The sequence below is a fragment of the Zobellella maritima genome, from assembly GCF_003075035.1.
GTDB lineage: Bacteria > Pseudomonadota > Gammaproteobacteria > Enterobacterales > Aeromonadaceae > Oceanimonas > Oceanimonas maritima.
The window spans coordinates 1,406,812-1,423,347 of the sequence record NZ_QCZE01000001.1 but is presented as its reverse complement, the minus strand read 5'-3'; the positions used below and the strand labels follow the sequence as shown (position 1 = coordinate 1,423,347).

Genomic DNA, 16,536 nt, shown 5'->3' with positions numbered 1-16,536 from the left:
CCTTTGGGTGCAATTTGAGTCACCAACGCCCATAAAATAGAGTGAATATCAGAAAACCATGAACGAGCCGAGCTTCAGAACAGTCAAGTCTTCCCAAGTTATCCTGAAAGAACTGATGGTGCCTTCCTACGCCAACTTCGGTGGCAAGGTGCATGGCGGCGTGATCCTGTCACTGATGGACAAGATTGCCTATACCTGTGCTGCATCTCATGCCAAGGCCTATTGCGTGACCGCCTCGGTCGACTCGGTGGACTTTGTCAACCCGGTGGAAGTGGGTGAGTTGCTGACCCTTTATGCCTCGGTCAATTATGTGGGTACCAGCTCGATGGAAGTGGGCATCAAGGTCGTGTCGGAAGACTTCAAGAACGGCATCGTCAAGCATACCAACACCTCTTATTTCACCATGGTGGCGGTAGATGAAATTACCCGCAAACCCGTGCCGGTGCCCGGCCTGATCCTCGAAGATGATCAGGAGATCAAGCGTTTCGCCGTCGGCAAACTGCGCAAGAAGCTGAACCGCAACCACAGACGGGAAATGACCGAGGCCAGGCAGGCGATCGATTTTGCCCAGGAGATACGCATGCTCGAAGGCGAAAACTGCCAAATTGCCCGAGGCTGATCCCCCGATTTCCCTTCTATCCGGCCCCGTGCATCCGCATGGGGCCGTTCTTGCCTTCCTCTTGAATATCCAGTTGATATGACTGTTCCCGATGAGGGGTATCCGGCCATGTGATTTCTGCTGCTTCGGCCCCCTTGCGCAGACACATGGCATTAACATAGTTAATGATATTATTTAAAGTATTCATTTTTATTATGAGGTGGCCGGGGCTAGCATCAGGGTCATGCGTTAATCCGGACGACGGTTTCAACCGGACGCATTGATCCAGTCTCAACAAGGAAGGAGTGTTACGATGCAAATGCCACAGACCCTGACCATTCCCAATGGCGACAAAGTACAAGGTATGTTTACCAAAGAAGAAATGGCCTCCCGCCAGTCCAAACTGCGCAGCTACATGGCCGCCAACGACGTGGACGCGGTGCTCTTTACTTCCTATCACAACATCAACTACTTCAGCGACTTCGTCTACTGCCGCTTCGGTCGGGACTATGGCCTGGCGGTGACCCAGGATATCCATACCACCATCACCGCCAACATCGACGGTGGCCAGCCCTACCGCCGCAATGCCCTGGGTGACAACCTGGTCTATACCGACTGGCAGAAGGACAACTTCTTCCGCGCGGTGCAACAGCTTATCGGCGGCGCCAAGCGCGTGGGTGTGGAGTTTGACCACCTGAGCCTGCAGAACCTGGACAAGCTGAAGGCGGCGCTGCCGGATGCCGAGTTCGTCGATATCGGCGTGCCCACCATGAAGATGCGCATGATCAAGTCGGCGGAAGAAATTGCGCTTATCAAGCAGGGGGCCCGGGTGGCCGATGTGGGCGGCGCCGCCATCCGCGACGCCATCGCGGTCGGCGTGCCCGAATACGAGGTGGCGCTGGCGGGCACCCAGGCCATGGTGCGCGAGATTGCCCGTACCTTCCCCCATGGCGAGCTGATGGACACTTGGGTCTGGTTCCAGTCCGGCATCAATACCGACGGTGCCCACAACCCGGTCACCAGCCGCAAGATTGAAGCCGGTGATATCCTCAGCCTGAACACCTTTCCGATGATCGGCGGCTACTACACCGCCCTGGAGCGGACCCTGTTCAGCGAACATGTCTCCGACCGCCACCTGGAACTGTGGGAAATCAACTGCAAGGTGCACCGCCGTGGCCTGGAGTTGATCAAGGCCGGCAACCGCTGCAGCGACATCGCCGCCGAGCTGAATGAGATCTTCGCCCAGCACGACGTGCTGCAATACCGCACCTTCGGTTACGGCCACTCCTTCGGTACCCTGAGCCACTATTACGGCCGCGAAGCCGGCCTGGAGTTGCGCGAAGACATCGACACCGTACTGGAGCCGGGCATGGTGGTGTCCATGGAGCCGATGCTGATGCTGCCGGAAGGCCTGCCCGGCGCCGGTGGCTATCGCGAGCACGATATCCTGGTGATCAGCGACAGCGGCGTGGAAAACATCACCCGTTTCCCCTTCGGTCCCGAGTACAACATCATCAAAGGTTAACCCTCCCCAGGCCCGCAGTCATGCGGGCTTTTTAACAGAGCGGCACAGTGTTGCCGGCGCAATTAGACGGAATATTAATTGCCGCACTGCGTCCGTGCGAGCGCCCGGACAAGCAGCTGCACTCAGGGAAACAAAGACCAGTCGCTATACGGACTGCTCCAAGAGGTAGAAGCTATGTTATTTCAATCATGGACCATGGAATGGTTCACCTATCTGAATGCCACCATCATCGGCTGGTCCGCACTTGTTTATTGTTATCGCGAGTTTATGAAAAAGGCCTCGGACGGTTGAATACCTGCGCCGATAAAGCTGCAACGTCATAACAAGGACAGAGACAAGGATTAAACATGGAAAATTATGAATGGTTAAACTGGACCCTGTTGCTGGGTTCATTCGGAATATTGATCCTGATCGGCTATCTATCCAGCCGGGCGATCAAGGACAGCGATGCAGCCGGCTTCCTGGTGGCCGGCCGGAGCCTGGGTCCCTTTGTTGGGGCGGGCACCATAGTGGCCACCGGCTTCAGCGGCTGGGGCTTTATGGGCTCCCCCGGGGTGGCCTATGAATTCGGCTCGATAGAAGTGTTGGGCAATTTCTTCTTTGCTCCGGCGATGGTGATCGCCGTGCTCTATTTTGCCAACTTCCTGCGTAAGCGGGCAGATGAGCTGGGTAGCTGCACCATTCCCGAATACGTGGCCCAGGTGCATGGTGAGGGTCTGATGGCGCGTTGGGTCAAGGGCGTGGCGGCGGTCATTACCATAGTGCTGCTGCTGGTGTTTCTGACCAGCCAGATCAAGGCGGTCGGCTTGCTGGGGGCTTCCTGGCTCGGCATTTCCCTGAACGACAGTGCCCTGCTGATGATTTCGGTGATCATCCTCTACACCATGCTGGGTGGACTGGCGGCGGTGGCCTGGACCGATACCCTGATGGTGTCCGGCATGGGCATCGGCGCCCTGGTGATGATGGTGCAGATCTTTACCGATATCAGCCCGTCCGAGCTTATCGAGCGACTCAATGCCATCAACCCCGAGCTGCTCAATCCGACCACCTCGGATCCCTACGGGGAGAGCAAGGGATCCGTGTTCCTGGTGCTGCCCTATGCCTTCCTGTTTACCGCTGTATTGCCCTATATGGCGGTGCGCTTCCTGGCCTTCAAGCCGACGGTCAAGATGCATCAGGTGGCGATCTGGGTCGCCCCCATGGGCTGCCTGCTGAGCCTGGTACCGATTGTGGGCATGTATGTGCGTGTGGCGCATCCCGAGCTGGCCCAGCCGGATCAGGCGATGCCGGTGTATCTGTCGACCTTCCTGCATCCCGCCCTGGCCGGCGTGATCACCCTGTTTATCCTGTTCGCCATGAAGTCGACCGCCAACTCCCTGCTGCATACGGTATCGAGCGCCGCCTCTCACGATTTGAGAACCGCCCTGTTTCCCGAAAGCAAGGCGTCCAATAGTCGGATCCTGTGGATCAACCGCAGCTGGGTCGCCATCCTGGGCCTGGTCGGTTTCCTGATGATGCTCTATGCACCGCCCTTTATGCTGTCCTGGCTGGGGATCCTGGGCTCGGGCACCTTGCTGGCGGTGATGATAGGTCCGGTGTTTATTTCTTCCTTCTGGCGCGGTAACAGCTATGGCGCCCTGGCGGCCATGCTGACCGGTCTGGTCACCAGCGGCAGTTTCCTGCTGTTCACCCAGGTTGGCTGGGTTGAAGGGCCCCTCTATGGCTGCCTGGCATCGTCCGTGGTTTATGTGGCCGTCAGCAAGCTGACCGCCTCCGCGACCGCCGCCCAGCCGGTAGGACGATACAGAACAAACTGAGTATCAAAACGGCGTCATGGTCTTTAGCCCGGTTCGTCCGGGCTTTTTATTGTGGGAGCAGGGACGGACTCCGCCTACAACCTGTTCAGTCCGGTTTTCAAATAATCCAGCAGCATGCGTCCGGCGGGGCTGAGCTCGGCCCCGTTGTAGCAGAATCCGACGGAGACGCTGCCCAGGCTGGGACAGCCGTTATATTCCATCGAGGCCTCCAGCCCGTCGGGCACCGTGCTTTTGGCCAGGGCGCTGATGCCGAGGCCGGCCTTGATCGCCGCCTGTATGCCGAGCAGGCTGTAAGAACTGTAGATAATGCGCCAGGAAATATTGGCATCGGTCAGGGCACGGATCATCGACTGACGATACAGGCAGCCCTTGGGATAGAGGATCAGCGGCAGGGGAGCATCTGCGTTCAGCACCAGGTTGTTGCTGCGCACCCACACCAGGGGCTCCAGGATAAAGTCGCTCAGCTGCCCCTGTTGCTGGTGGCTTTCTTCCATGGCCATCACCAGGTCGTACTCCCCCTTCCGGTAGTCATGCAGCAGGTTGACGCTGATGTCACTGCTCACATCCAGGGTGACATCGGGGTAGGCCTGGGCAAAGCGCCCCAGGGTGGTGGCGAGGAAAGACACTTCAAAATCGTTGGGGATCCCCAGGCGAACCGTACCGATGACCTTGGGCGAGTCCAGCCGGGATACCACGGCATCGTTCAGATCGAGCATTTTCTGGGCGTAGCTCATCAGCAACTGGCCTTCCTCGGTCAGTTGCAGGCCATGGGCACGGTTAAACAGGCGCACATTGAGCTGCTCCTCCAGGCGTTTGACCTGCAGGCTGATGGCGGGTTGGGAGCGGCCCAGCAGTTCGCCGGCCTGGGTAAAGCCCCCCAGCTGATTGATGGTGACAAAGGTACGCAACAGATCCGTCGGCAGATTTTTCATCCCATATCATCCAGGTAAATTTGGTTTATTAATGATTGCATTATTTCTATTAATTTAACAAATGAAAAGCCTTGTCTTACGATTGTTTTACAACCACGAAATGATGAATGGGAGCTCCGGGCGACCACCGGGGATTGGCCGGACAGGATGCCACCCTCCCGCTTCCAGCAAGCCAGAAGGAACAGGTGACAGCATGTCAAAGTATTCAAAAAACCCCCATAGGCACCCGACCGGGGCTGGCAGCTGCAAACCGCAGTGGTGGGATGCCCTTATCGGCGTCGTACCCGGTGTGACCGACTGGCAGCCACAGCTGGTGGACAGCCATCCTCCGTTCCCGCTGCCGGCTGCAGGCCATGAGAAGTTCGGCATCGCTCCGAGCCGGAACGACCGCCTTCCAGAAAAAGGCGACCTTCAGCGCCGTCCCGGAACTCCCCCTATGGCCTGCGGGTCCCGCACCGGACGCGATGGGCGTCTCTTGTTCGAGCCGGCACGTGTGACTCCCCTGCACGCCTGGCATGTTCGGCGGGGCGCCGAGTTCGAAGATACGGGTCTGTGGCGGCGTCCCTGGTTTTTCCCAAAACAAGGCGAGAACCTCCACCAGGCGGTCGCACGGGAATGCCAGGCAAGCCGCCGTAGCGTGGGGATCATGGATACCTCGGCCAGGGGCGGTATCGTGATACAGGGCGCGGATGCCCGGACCTTGCTCAACCGCACCTACACCCACACCGGCCTGGATGTGGGCAAGTGCTGTTACGGTCAGCTGCGCAAGGAAGATGGTTCTCTTATCGATGATGACGTGATCACCTGCCTCGGTGATAACCGCTTCCTCATCACCCCCCACGACGATACGGAAGGTGTATTGCAGTGGCTGGAGCTGTGGCAGCGGAGCGAATGTCCGGAGTTGGAAGTATCCTTGACCGATGTCACCGATCATTGGGCGACCATGACGGTATCGGGCCCCGCTAGCCGCAAGGTGTTGGAGAAGGTGGCCGAGGATGTGGAGCTGTCCGGCAAGACCTTCAGGCCTATGGACTGGCGACCGGCCACCCTAGCCGGGGTAGAGGCGCATATATTCCGTATCTCCTTTACCGGTGAGTTGAGCTTTGACGTTAAGGTGCGGGCCAGCTACGGGCTGTATGTGTGGGAGGCGTTGATGGAGGCGGGAGACGAGTTCAGCATTACCCCTTGCGGCACCGAGGCCATGCAGGTGCTGATGGCCTAGAAGAGTATTATCATTGCCGGCCGCGCCGCCGAGACCCAGCCATTATCTCCAACCATCCGGAACTGCAACGGTTGGCGGATTGGCGCCATATTCCCTTCTACCACCTGCCGGTGAACCTGGAAAACAAGGCCGAGCCATCCAGTACCCTATCGAACAGCGGGTATTTATCCACCAGGGGAAGACGGTGGTGCTGGGCAGCTGACCGCTAAGCCTGGCCTTTACCGGCATCCGGCGGGTCCCTGTCTTGCTATGCTGAAGGTACCGTGATTGAAAGCCTGCCCTGGCGATGGTGATGCCGGAAACGGGGCAGGGGCCGGGTGCATGATGGCGAGATACAAGGGCTGGTTACTGGGAGTGGCGCTGCTGTTGGCGGGCCCTGCCTTGTCCGCCCCCTTGACGGCCACGATAGCCGCAGACGGGGTGCAGCGTGTGCATATCAAGGGAGGCAGTCATTTTTTCAACCCGGATCATATAGTGGTGAAGGTCGGCGTGCCGGTGGAGCTTGTGGTCAGCAAGGAGCCGGGGCTGGTGCCTCACAGCCTGGTTATCTGGTCGCCCCGGGCGGGCATCGATGTCGATATTACCCTGGGCGAAAGAGAGACAAGGGTGAATTTTACCCCTCGGGCCGTGGGCAGCATCACCTTCTATTGTCAGGAAAAGCTGTTGTTTTTTGCCAGCCACAAGGAAAAGGGCATGGTGGGGACGCTGGAGGTGGTGGAGTAACCATGTTGACAGAGCTGTTACTGGTGATGACCCTGGGATGGATGGATGCCGATCCGGTGGCCGAGGCACGGGCGCGCTTCGAACGATTGTCATCCTACCGGCTGACGCTGCGCAGCCTGGGCCCGGGTGACATGCAGATCATGCGTTATGGTTATCGCAAGCCCGGATTTGTCCGCATGGATCTTGTCTCGCCATTCAAGGGGGCCGTGCTTATCTACAGTCCGCTTAGCCGCCGGGTCCGTCTGTGGCCGTTTGGTTCGCCCCACCGTCACCCCGGTTTTTCCCTCAGCCCGGATAATCGTCTGGTGCGCAGTGCCAAGGGACACAGGGTCGATCAGTCCGATGTCGGTACCCTGCTGGCCAACCTGCAGGCGTTACAGCGGCAGGGAGAAGTCGGGCTGCTGGGAGAAACCGCCATCGGCGAGAAAAGTGCCCTGCACCTGATTGTCGATGGCAAGGGGCGGACGACGGTGGGCGAGGTGGCCCGCTATGAAATTTGGCTCGACAGCGACAACCTGTTCCCGCTCAAGGTGGTCAGCTTTGACCGGCAGGGGCAGGAAATCGAGACTGTCCTGATGGAGAATATCGAACTTGATCCCCGGTTACCCGATGACTTCTTTACTCCCTGAGCCGGGTGGTCAGGAAGGGTGGCGTTGATGGCGACATTCAGTATGGTGAGCATCTGGCAGATAGTCGCTCCTATCGAGGAGGTATACGGGGTGATCCGGCATTCCACACACTGGCCCGCCTGGTGGCGGGGACTGGAGGGGGTAGAGCAGTTGGCCCCGGGTGATGCTAACGGTATCGGCAGGGTATACAGATACCATTGGAAAAGCCGGTTGGGATACCGTCTCTGTTTTGATATACGGGTGACTCGCCATCGGTCACCCCGGCTGATCGAAGGGGTAGCCAGTGGCGATCTCAGCGGGCTTGGTCGCTGGCGTTTGTCTGAACAGAGCGGGGTGACAAGCATTCGGTATGAATGGCAGGTGACTACTACCCGGCTGTGGATGAACCTGACGGCGCCCATCGCCCGGCCGATATTTGTATGGAGCCATAATGCGGTCATGGCCGATGGCGCCCTGGGCCTGGCCCGGCAGCTTGATGCCCGGCTTATTGGTACCGGGCGGTGCTGACGGGGTCATCATGGCCGCGATTGAAATCGGTAGGCCGGCTATCGCGTTAATCTTAAATACAGGGATTGGGCCGGGACAGATGAATGGCCTCGATAGCCTGCAGCAGCTGGTCGCTCAGCGTCAAGTGGATGCTTTCCAGGTTTTCCTGCAGTTGTGTCAGGTTGGTGGCGCCGATCAGGTTGCTGGTAACAAAAGGCCGGCTGTTGACAAAGGCCAGTGCCAGCTGAGCCGGACTCAGGTCATGTTCTCGGGCGAGCGCCACATAACGAGTGGCTGCCGCCCTGGCCTGGGGATCCAGATAGCGTTTAAAGCGGCTGTACAGGGTCAGGCGGGCATTGGCGGGCAACGCCTCTTGGTCATATTTTCCGGTGAGCAGGCCGAAGGCCAGCGGTGAGTAGGCCAGCAGTCCGACCCCTTCTCGCAGGCTGAACTCGGACAAACCGACCTCGAAGGTGCGGTTGAGCAGGTGATAGGGATTCTGGATGCTGGCCGGGCGGGGTAAACCATGGCGTTCGGCCTGCAGCAGGAATTGATGCATCCCCCAGGGGGTCTCGTTGGATACCCCGAAGTGACGGATCTTGCCGCTTTGTTGCAATGCCTGCAGTGCCTGCAGGGTTTCCTCTATGGGCACGGTTTGTTCGTCCACCATGGCCTGAAAACCCAGCTGTCCGAAGACATTGGTGCTGCGATCGGGCCAGTGCAACTGATACAGATCGATATAATCGGTTTTCAGCCGGCGCAGGCTGTCATCGACCGCCTGAAACAGGTTGGCCCGGTCTAGTTTTGCCTGGCCGCCACGGAAATAGGAAGGTCGAACGGGGTTGCGGGAGGGGCCCACCGCCTTGGTGGCCAGCACCACCCGGTCACGCTTGCCCGAGGTACTCAGCCAGTTGCCTATCATGCGCTCGGTGGCCCCCTGGGTGTCCTGGCTTGGCGGGATCGGGTACATCTCGGCGGTATCGATCAGGTTGACGCCGTAGTCGAGTGCCATCTCCAGCTGGGCGTGGGCCTGCTGTTCGTTATTCTGTTCCCCCCAGGTCATGGTCCCCAGGCCGAGCAGGCTGACCTTGAGGTCAGTGGTACCCAGTTGTTGGTATTTCATCGGTATATATCCCTTGTCGGTGAGCGTAGGGTGAGTCAGGCGGCGGAGTGACTTCAGGCTGTCTCGATGCGGTTGCGGCCCCTGCGTTTGGCCCGCAGCAGCGCCTGGTCGGCCCTGCCTATGGTCTGGGTGTATTCCTCCCGGCCCCGGTAGGCGGTCAGGCCGATACTGGCGGTGATATTCAGTGGCTGGCCGGTCTGTTCCAGCTTGATGCCGGCCAGGGCCCTCTGCATCCGGGTACAGATATCCCCGGCTTCCTTCAGGCTGGTGTGGGGCAGCAATATCATGAATTCCTCACCTCCCCAGCGGGCCCCGAGATCATAGTTTCTCAGATTGCTGTTGATGGCCTCGGCGATGGAACACAGCGCCCGATCCCCCATTTCATGGCCATGGGTATCATTGATTTTCTTGAAATAGTCCACATCCAGCATGGCAAGGGTGAAGTCGGTGTGCCTACGCCTGGCTCTTTCCTGTTCTTCCGCTATGCGATCGGTCATCATCCGCCGATTGGCCAGGCCGGTCAGGGGATCGCGCAAGGCGGCCTGTCTGAGGTGTTCGTTCAGATCGAGCAGGGAGCGCTGATAGCGATCCGAGATACGGCTGATTTTTTCGAGGCGACGGATGTGCCGGTCGCAGCGTTCAAGCAGCGACTTGCTCTCGGCCTTGGCCAAGCTGTAATAGCCATCGGAAATGCGCAGCAGGCGGGTCAGGCGTTTTTTGTGCTCCAGCTCTCGCCGGCAGAGCAGTTGCAGGGCCGGCAGCAGGGGATTGTTGCCATTGGCCGGATCCTGGAGCAGGGCTTCGAGCCAGGCATCCTGGTCGGCGTCGTCTTCGGGTATGGGCTGGTGACTACTCATCGACGCTGCTGATGGTAAATGGGAAAGTTAAATCTTCCCTGAACTCTTCCGCCAGTTCAACCACCCGTTCATTTTCCGGGTCGTAATGCCAGTGAACGGCGACGTCTTTTCCCTGTTGATGGGCCTCTTCGAGCATGTCGAAGATATCCATCATCGCCTTGACACTGCTGGTGTTCATATAGACCAGATGCAGCTCCAGCATCAGGGGATGGCTGGTTTCGGCAAGGTATTGGGCAACCCAGTCAATCAGTCCGTTGAAAAACTCGAATGAGTTTTCCGGGTAAGCATCCCCCCGCATGGTAATCACTCCGGTGTCGGCATCGCAGCGGATCTGGGGGGTCGAGCGACTACCTTCGATATTGAGAGAGTTCATGGTCATGGTTAATTTCCGTTGTACTTTCATATGACAGCCAGCAGGCTGAAAAAAGCTCGGTTGTCTCCGATTTCAGTCAGTTTGGAGACCAGGGGGTGAGACGTCTTGCGAGCGACCTCCAGCAGGCCCAGCCCGGCGTCGCCGTGCTGGTTGTCGTTCCGTGGCCGGCGTAGCTGGGCCTTATAGGCGGCTTTCAACTCCGTCTTGTCCATGGCGGCCATGGTGGTTACCCGGTCACACAATGCCTGGCCGTCGGCGAGCTCCACCAGGTTGCCGGCAAGTACCCGGTAGTGGTTGTCCTTATCCTTGGCGACGACCACGGTGGCGGCGCCTTCCATTTCACTATAACCCCGCCTTTGGGCGTAGTGACGAATATTCTGGGTCAGCTCGATATAGACGGCGAAGACATCCATGGCTGCCGAGGGCTTGGCCTGGTCTTCGTGCAGGTAATTTTTCAGGGCATTGCCGATTTCTTCAATCAGGCTGTGGGAGATGGCGCCGTTAAAACAAATTAATATCCGGTTTTGGTTAAATTGTTCTCGTAACGAGAGCAGTTCGATATGGTGCATGGCATTGTCCTCGGGTCATTCTGCTCTGAAGGCCAGTAGGGTAATGTCGTCTCGCTGGGGATAATCGCCGCTGTATTCATCCAGCGCCTGTGTGAGGGCGTCCGCTTGCTCCGCCAGCGGTTTGGCGGCATGTTCCTTCAGCAACTGGTGGAAACGGGTATTGCCCAGGCCAAAGCCTTTGTCTCCACCGGCCTGATCCAGATATCCGTCGGTGGTCAGGTAATAGATGCGCTCGGGCCTGAAATCGAGGCTGACATCCTGATAGTCGCCACTATGTCGGCCCACCAGTGGCCTGCGATTGCCCTTGATTTCCTCCACCTGCCGGCCATCGCTCCAGTACAGCGACATTTTGGCGCCGGCAAACACCAGCCGTTGTTGTTCTGGGTCGATGAAGGCCAACGCCGCATCCATGTTGGTGGCCAGACTCCGTGGCAGCTCACAGTCCTGCAGCATGCCTCTCAGGGTAAGATCCGCCTGTTTCAGTACGGCCGCCGGTGACCGGATGCCGGATTGGGTGATGGCATGATCCAGGGCAGCCCGGGCCAGCATGGTCATTAGGGCACCGGGTACACCGTGTCCTGCGCAGTCGACCAGGCCCAGCAGGAAACGGTCACCGTCCTGCTGAAACAGGTAGAAATCACCGCCGACCACGTCCCGGGGCCGCCATATGACAAAGTGGCTCTCCCCCAGCACCTGGGTCAGCTGGCGGTCGGGCAGTATGGCCCGCTGCAACAGGCTGGCATAGTCGATGGAGTCATTGATTTGTCGGTGGCTTTTTTCCAATTCCCGGGTACGGGCGACGATCTTGTCTTCCAGCTCTGTCCTGTGCTGCTTTATCTTTTCAGCCATGACCCCGAAGGCCTGGCTGAGATCACCTATCTCATCTTTGGAAGGCGGTGGCAGGCTGACATCGAAGCGACCTTCGGCAATGGCCGACGCCGATCCCTGCAATCGTTGCAATGGACTCAGCAACAGCTTGTCCACCGCATAGACCAGGGCCAGCACCAGCAGCGCCAGCATCAGCATTAGGACGAACAGCGCCTTGTGTAGCCAGGGGCGCTCCAGGATATTGGCAACCGCCACATCCACGGCGGTGACCACATACCACTGCAATTCGGGAATATACGCCAGCGCCAGTAGCTGGCGATGGCCGTTGAGGGTGACCCACTCCAGTATGACCTGTTCGGGAGACCGTTCGGCCCGCGCCAGGGCCAGGCGCAGGCGGCTCTGGTCTTGCTGCGGGCCGACCATGGCGAACAGATGATGCCCCTGCAGCTCGGCGCCGGTGGTGGCGCCGAAGGCGATAACGCTGGTGTCGGGGTGGGCCTGTATGGCGCCTTGCTTGTCGATGATTATCGGCGTTACCCCGGGTTCGTCGGTGCGGATAAACTGGTCGATAAAGGCACTCAGATCCATGCCGGTGCCGGCCATCCCCAGCGGTTGCTCCCCGTCCCGGATCAGTACATTGATCCACACCCGGGTCAGCCCGAGTTGGGTGTCCGGGTTGACGTTGATATTGTAGGGGGCCTTGCCGGCCATGGAATTGAAAAACCAGGCGTCATCCGTCTTGTCCGGGTCAAGCTGGTAGCGGGGGGCCGTGCTGAATACCTTGTCGGGATCATTGAAGTAATACTGATTCGAGCGGGCGCTGGCAATAAAGTAGGAATGGCTGCGAAAGTCATCGGCATAGCCCTGGGCTTCCTCGAAGAAAAGGGCGGTTTTGTCGGTGTTGGCTTCATCCCGCAGCCAGCTGCGGGTAATCACGGAGCCGGCCAACCGCTGGGCCAGGGCCAGTTCTCGGGATACGGGGGCCAGTATCTGCTGGCGGCTGAGCAGGGTGAAGTTGCGGGCATACGCCTTGCCGAAATGGTCCTGTACCGCACCGAGTACCTGCCAGCCGATCAGGCCCGAGGGAAGCAGGGCTACCAGGCAGGCAATCAGCAGGGCCATAATGGATTTCGCCCTGAGCCCATGCCCCCAAATTGCCATGCCGGAGTTCCTTATGATCTATCTTGTTTGATGCCAGGGTGCCGTTCGCGACCCTGACCCGCTAATTTATCTTTTGTCCCTGTGAAATGCACGGACATTTTGATAAAGGGCATGGGACCGAATCGGCGTGTGATGCGGGTGGCGATATATTGAGCCATCTGCAGGGCGGGGAAAGGGATCCGCTTGGGTTCCATCAAGGTGGGGGCGGCCAGGAGGCGTGGGTGGCCCGGCGATACGCCGTAACCAAGGTAACGGGTCAGCGCAACCACATGGCTGACCCGTCCGGCGATTTTAAACCTGTTCCTGCTTCGGAGCGCCGGCAGGGACCTTGCGGTTAAACAGGCTGTACAGGCCGAAGGCACTCAACACCGAAACCGGCGCCGACCAGTGGGCCCAGTCGCCACCCGCTTCGAGGCAGCCGATACCCAGGCCGGCGGCGACAAACCAGGTGCCGACCCCGGCCCCGCGAATGGCCGGCGCCTGCTCGCCATGACACAGGGTATCGCCATCGAAACAGATATGGCTGAGCGCTATGCCTACCCAGGCCACCACGAAAATGCCCTGATAGGCCAGTGCCTGCAGGATAAAGGCGAACACGTCGGTCAGCATCAGCAGATAGACGATGCCGCCCACCAAGCCACCGCAGACCAGCTTGGAAAGCCGCAGCGTCAGCCCTTTCTCGACGCAGCTCTGCAGGTTGACGGTGGCAAGATAGAAGTTGGCGGTGTTGATGCGGGTCTGGCTGACCCAGACAAACATCAGGCCGGCAAAGCCCATCAGTTTCAGCAGTGCCAGCACCACGGACACCTCGGTAACAGCGCCGTCGGTGGGAATGCTGGCGGCGAGAAAGATGCCCACGACGCCGTTGAGCACGAAGGTAAACAGGTAGAAGGGCAGGCCGAAGTTGAAGCGGGCATGGTAGCCGGTGTCTTCGGTCTTGCCGAAGCGGGCATAGTCCCAGGTGTACATCATCAGGATCCACACCCCCATGAAGGTGGTAAAGCAATGCCACCAGCCGTCGGCCGGGGCGCCGCCTTCCGGTCCCAGTTCGAGCCAGGCATGGCTGTAGCCATAGGTGTTCAGGGTCATCACCACGGCGGTGGCCAGGCCAAGCAGATAAAAAGGCAGCAGCACGCCGTTCAGCTTGTCCAGCCAGCGTTGCACGCTGCCCAGCACCAGCGGCACGCTGTACAGCACTACCAACAGGTAGGCCTGGTTGAGGGTCAGCGAGGGGAAATAGGCCTGGATCGCCACGGCGATCACCGAGCCTTCGAACACCCCGTAATAGATGGCGGTGGCGAAGAAGATCAGCGTCGCCAGCGCCGCTCCGGAGCGGCCGAACAGGGTCTGGGAAAACAGCCCGACCGACAGTCCGGTGCGGATGGCGTAGCGGCTGATCACGCCGTTGATCAGGCTGAAGCAGGCTGCCGACAGAACGAGCCCTGCCAGGGTATTGAGGGTGCCGTAATGCAGTGCCAGGGTGGCGGATACCACCAGCCAGAACATGGCGCTGCACACCGACCACCAGGCCATGGTCAGGCCGAAGCGAGGCATGCGTGCGTGGTTGGGGACCGGCGACCGGGTAAAGTCCGGATCGCTGCCTTGCGATTGTGGTTGATTGAGTTGGGCCACGGTGAACTCCTTGTCGTGTGATGACGGGCTTAACCCCTGTTAAGCCCGGGTAAACCAGGCATCAGCATAGGGATACTGTGGCTGCAGGGGATTGCATCCGGGTGCACCGGTTCTTGTCTTTTAGTGCATTGGGGGAGTCGGGGATCTGCCATCAGCGGCCTGTTCCCTCAGGGTCAAAACCCGGTGCACCCAGCGTCAATTATTCGGGCCAACGCGGATTTTATACTGCCCCTGGCATACGACCTGGTAACAAGTCGTTAAAAACTCATTCAAGGCAGTCATAAAACGGAAGGTAGACGATGGCCACACATGTAGATCCCATAACCCTGGCGGTGGTGCGCGGAGCGCTGGAAACCACCCAACGGGAAATGACCCTCACCCTCGAAAAAACCGGGCGCTCCAGCGTGTTCAACCTGGCTCATGATTACAGTAACGCCCTGTTCGACCATTTTCCCGAGATGATCCTTCAGGGCCAGGACATTCCCATTCATCTGGGGTCATTGATCCCGGCGATGAAGGCGGTGGCCGAGTTTTATGATGGCGACGTTCAGGAAGGGGATGTCATCTACCACAATGATCCCGCCTACAAGGGCAGCCATATCCTCGACTGCTGTATGTACAAGCCGGTGTTCTATCAGGGCGAGCTGGTGTTCTGGACAGTGTGCAAGGGCCACCTCACCGATATCGGCGGCCCGGTACCGGCGGGATATAACCCGGATGCCAAGGAAATCTATGCCGAGGGCCTGCGTATTCCACCGGTCAAGCTGTGGGAAAAGGGCAAGCGCCGGGACGACGTGATCAACCTGCTGCTCACCAACATGCGTGCCCGCCGGGATCAGGAAGGCGACATCAACGCCCAGTTCGGCGCCTGCCGGGTAGGGGAGCGCAACCTGCTCGCCCTGCTCGACAAATACGGGGTGGAGACGGTCAAGGCCTGTATTGCCGAGCTGAAGGACATGGCGGACCGGCAGATGCGCTCATTGATCCGGGACGTGCCCGACGGTGTCTACCAGGGCAGTGCCGTGCTGGAAGACGCCGGTCACGGCTTTGGCGAGCTGGAAATATCCAGCACCATCACGGTCACCGGCGACCAATTGCATATTGCGGTGCAGAGTCCGCCGCAAATCCCCTATTTTATCAATTCCTATGAGGGCAATTCCCTGTCCGGTGTCTATCTGGGCCTGATGATGTTTGCCCAGCTGCCGCCCCCCTACAACGAGGGCCTGTATCGCTGTGTGACTGTGGATCTGGGTGAGAAAGGCACCCTGTGCAATGCGGTGGAGCCGGCGCCTCACGTCAACTGTACCACCACGCCGATGGAAACCCTGACCGACGCCGTGCGCCAGGCCCTGGAGCAGGCGGCACCCGAGCGGGTCACCGCGTCCTGGGGCCATGCCAGCGGCATTAACATTGCGGGCATGGATCCGCGCAGCGGCGAGCAGTACGTGACCATGGTACTGGCGTCCATTATCTCCGGTGCCGGTGCCACCCAGGTCATGGATGGCTGGCATGCGGTGGGCCCCTTGTGCTGCTTCGGTGCGCTCAGCTCCGGCGACGTGGAACTGCTCGAATACACCTATCCCATCATCATTCACCGCTACGGCCTGCTGCAGGACAGCGGCGGTGCCGGCAAGTACCGGGGGGGCTCGGGCACGGCCTGGGAAGTGGAGCCGAGAGATCACGAGATGCAGGTGATTGCCTTCGGCGAAGGCCGGCAGATCCCCACCATGGGCGCGGCGGGGGCCGAGAACAGGCTGCTGGAGCCCAAGCTGGGCAAGTTGGTGGTCAACACCCCGGAGCAGGAAATCGTACACAAGCACAACACCATCATCACCATCAAGCCCGGTGAGCGGGTGACCAATGTCAACCCGGGCGGCGGCGGTTACGGGCCAGCTTTAGAGCGGGATCCGAAGGCAGTACAACAGGACGTGCGCAACGGCCTGGTATCACTGGAAGCGGCCGAGCTGGAGTACGGCGTCAAACTGAACCCCGACGATCTGAGTATTGACCTGGCTGCAACCGAACACCTGCGTGGCTGACACTGTTTTAAGGAAGGAAACC

The 16,536-nt window shown here is 59.3% G+C and carries 15 protein-coding genes; 8 read left to right on the top strand and 7 right to left on the bottom strand.

Translation table 11 applies throughout. The features are described from left to right. The first annotated feature begins 58 nt into the window (after positions 1–58). From DCS96_RS06515 to DCS96_RS06505, 3 genes are all read left to right on the top strand, one after another. Positions 59–619 (top strand): acyl-CoA thioesterase, encoded by a 561-nt coding sequence (locus tag DCS96_RS06515; protein ID WP_116473500.1) that lies wholly within the window; start codon positions 59–61, stop codon positions 617–619. Between the two features lie 292 nt (positions 620–911). Then, entirely contained in the window at positions 912–2,123 is a 1,212-nt protein-coding gene (locus DCS96_RS06510) for a M24 family metallopeptidase (protein ID WP_116473499.1), read from the top strand. Between the two features lie 347 nt (positions 2,124–2,470). Continuing rightward, a complete protein-coding gene (locus DCS96_RS06505) occupies positions 2,471–3,940 on the top strand; it encodes a sodium:solute symporter family protein (protein WP_116473498.1) in 1,470 nt (489 codons plus the stop codon). 74 nt (positions 3,941–4,014) lie between these two features. On the opposite strand, the gene DCS96_RS06500 is transcribed toward DCS96_RS06505, so the two are convergent. Continuing rightward, on the bottom strand, positions 4,015–4,872 hold the full coding sequence (locus tag DCS96_RS06500) for a LysR family transcriptional regulator (RefSeq protein ID WP_116473497.1): 858 nt from the start codon (positions 4,870–4,872) through the stop codon (positions 4,015–4,017). A 193-nt stretch (positions 4,873–5,065) separates the two neighbouring features. On the opposite strand from DCS96_RS06500, the gene DCS96_RS06495 reads away from it, so the two are divergent. The 4 genes from DCS96_RS06495 to DCS96_RS06475 all read left to right on the top strand — a co-directional run bounded on the left by DCS96_RS06495 (position 5,066) and on the right by DCS96_RS06475 (position 7,953). Beyond that, entirely contained in the window at positions 5,066–6,094 is a 1,029-nt protein-coding gene (locus DCS96_RS06495; RefSeq protein WP_232818196.1) for an aminomethyltransferase family protein, read from the top strand. 321 nt (positions 6,095–6,415) lie between these two features. Further along, positions 6,416–6,817: a cupredoxin domain-containing protein gene (locus DCS96_RS06485; RefSeq protein ID WP_198649938.1), complete on the top strand. Its 402-nt coding sequence runs from the start codon at positions 6,416–6,418 to the stop codon at positions 6,815–6,817. A gap of 2 nt (positions 6,818–6,819) precedes the next feature. After that, positions 6,820–7,446 (top strand): LolA family protein, encoded by a 627-nt coding sequence (locus DCS96_RS06480; RefSeq protein WP_116473495.1) that lies wholly within the window; start codon positions 6,820–6,822, stop codon positions 7,444–7,446. Between the two features lie 27 nt (positions 7,447–7,473). Then, positions 7,474–7,953 carry an SRPBCC family protein gene (locus DCS96_RS06475; protein ID WP_116473494.1) on the top strand — a complete coding sequence of 160 codons (480 nt, stop codon included), beginning with the start codon at positions 7,474–7,476 and terminating at the stop codon, positions 7,951–7,953. A gap of 52 nt (positions 7,954–8,005) precedes the next feature. Here DCS96_RS06475 and DCS96_RS06470 read toward each other — a convergent pair whose 3' ends face one another. The 6 genes from DCS96_RS06470 to DCS96_RS06440 form a co-directional block, all read right to left on the bottom strand. After that, entirely contained in the window at positions 8,006–9,055 is a 1,050-nt protein-coding gene (locus DCS96_RS06470) for an NADP(H)-dependent aldo-keto reductase (protein ID WP_116473493.1), read from the bottom strand. A gap of 53 nt (positions 9,056–9,108) precedes the next feature. After that, positions 9,109–9,912 (bottom strand): biofilm regulation diguanylate cyclase SiaD, encoded by an 804-nt coding sequence (siaD, locus tag DCS96_RS06465; protein WP_116473492.1) that lies wholly within the window; start codon positions 9,910–9,912, stop codon positions 9,109–9,111. After that, positions 9,905–10,291 carry a biofilm regulation phosphoprotein SiaC gene (gene siaC, locus DCS96_RS06460; protein ID WP_269801892.1) on the bottom strand — a complete coding sequence of 129 codons (387 nt, stop codon included), beginning with the start codon at positions 10,289–10,291 and terminating at the stop codon, positions 9,905–9,907. Before siaC ends, siaD begins: the two co-directional genes overlap by 8 nt. 20 nt (positions 10,292–10,311) lie before the next feature. Further along, positions 10,312–10,854, bottom strand: a complete 543-nt coding sequence (gene siaB / locus DCS96_RS06455) for a biofilm regulation protein kinase SiaB (RefSeq protein WP_116473491.1) — start codon at positions 10,852–10,854, stop codon at positions 10,312–10,314. 15 nt (positions 10,855–10,869) lie between these two features. Further along, positions 10,870–12,843, bottom strand: a complete 1,974-nt coding sequence (siaA, locus tag DCS96_RS06450) for a biofilm regulation protein phosphatase SiaA (protein WP_116473490.1) — start codon at positions 12,841–12,843, stop codon at positions 10,870–10,872. A 291-nt stretch (positions 12,844–13,134) separates the two neighbouring features. After that, positions 13,135–14,475, bottom strand: coding sequence for a purine-cytosine permease family protein (locus tag DCS96_RS06440; protein WP_116473488.1), 1,341 nt, complete (start codon positions 14,473–14,475; stop codon positions 13,135–13,137). 299 nt (positions 14,476–14,774) lie between these two features. On the opposite strand from DCS96_RS06440, the gene capB reads away from it, so the two are divergent. Continuing rightward, entirely contained in the window at positions 14,775–16,514 is a 1,740-nt protein-coding gene (gene capB, locus DCS96_RS06435; protein WP_116473487.1) for a caprolactamase subunit beta, read from the top strand. Positions 16,515–16,536: the final 22 nt, after the last annotated feature.

Bases quoted from the DNA above. Each gene is read 5' to 3' on its own strand.
- DCS96_RS06485 (WP_198649938.1), top strand. From the start codon at position 6,416: ATGATGGCGAGATACAAGGGCTGGTTACTGGGAGTGGCGCTGCTGTTG.
- DCS96_RS06505 (WP_116473498.1), top strand. From the start codon at position 2,471: ATGGAAAATTATGAATGGTTAAACTGGACCCTGTTGCTGGGTTCATTC.
- capB (WP_116473487.1), top strand. From the start codon at position 14,775: ATGGCCACACATGTAGATCCCATAACCCTGGCGGTGGTGCGCGGAGCG.
- siaD (WP_116473492.1), bottom strand. From the start codon at position 9,912: ATGAGTAGTCACCAGCCCATACCCGAAGACGACGCCGACCAGGATGCC.
- DCS96_RS06470 (WP_116473493.1), bottom strand. From the start codon at position 9,055: ATGAAATACCAACAACTGGGTACCACTGACCTCAAGGTCAGCCTGCTC.
- DCS96_RS06510 (WP_116473499.1), top strand. From the start codon at position 912: ATGCAAATGCCACAGACCCTGACCATTCCCAATGGCGACAAAGTACAA.
- siaA (WP_116473490.1), bottom strand. From the start codon at position 12,843: ATGGCAATTTGGGGGCATGGGCTCAGGGCGAAATCCATTATGGCCCTG.
- DCS96_RS06500 (WP_116473497.1), bottom strand. From the start codon at position 4,872: ATGAAAAATCTGCCGACGGATCTGTTGCGTACCTTTGTCACCATCAAT.
- DCS96_RS06495 (WP_232818196.1), top strand. From the start codon at position 5,066: ATGTCAAAGTATTCAAAAAACCCCCATAGGCACCCGACCGGGGCTGGC.
- DCS96_RS06515 (WP_116473500.1), top strand. From the start codon at position 59: ATGAACGAGCCGAGCTTCAGAACAGTCAAGTCTTCCCAAGTTATCCTG.
- DCS96_RS06475 (WP_116473494.1), top strand. From the start codon at position 7,474: ATGGCGACATTCAGTATGGTGAGCATCTGGCAGATAGTCGCTCCTATC.
- DCS96_RS06480 (WP_116473495.1), top strand. From the start codon at position 6,820: ATGTTGACAGAGCTGTTACTGGTGATGACCCTGGGATGGATGGATGCC.
- siaC (WP_269801892.1), bottom strand. From the start codon at position 10,291: ATGACCATGAACTCTCTCAATATCGAAGGTAGTCGCTCGACCCCCCAG.
- siaB (WP_116473491.1), bottom strand. From the start codon at position 10,854: ATGCACCATATCGAACTGCTCTCGTTACGAGAACAATTTAACCAAAAC.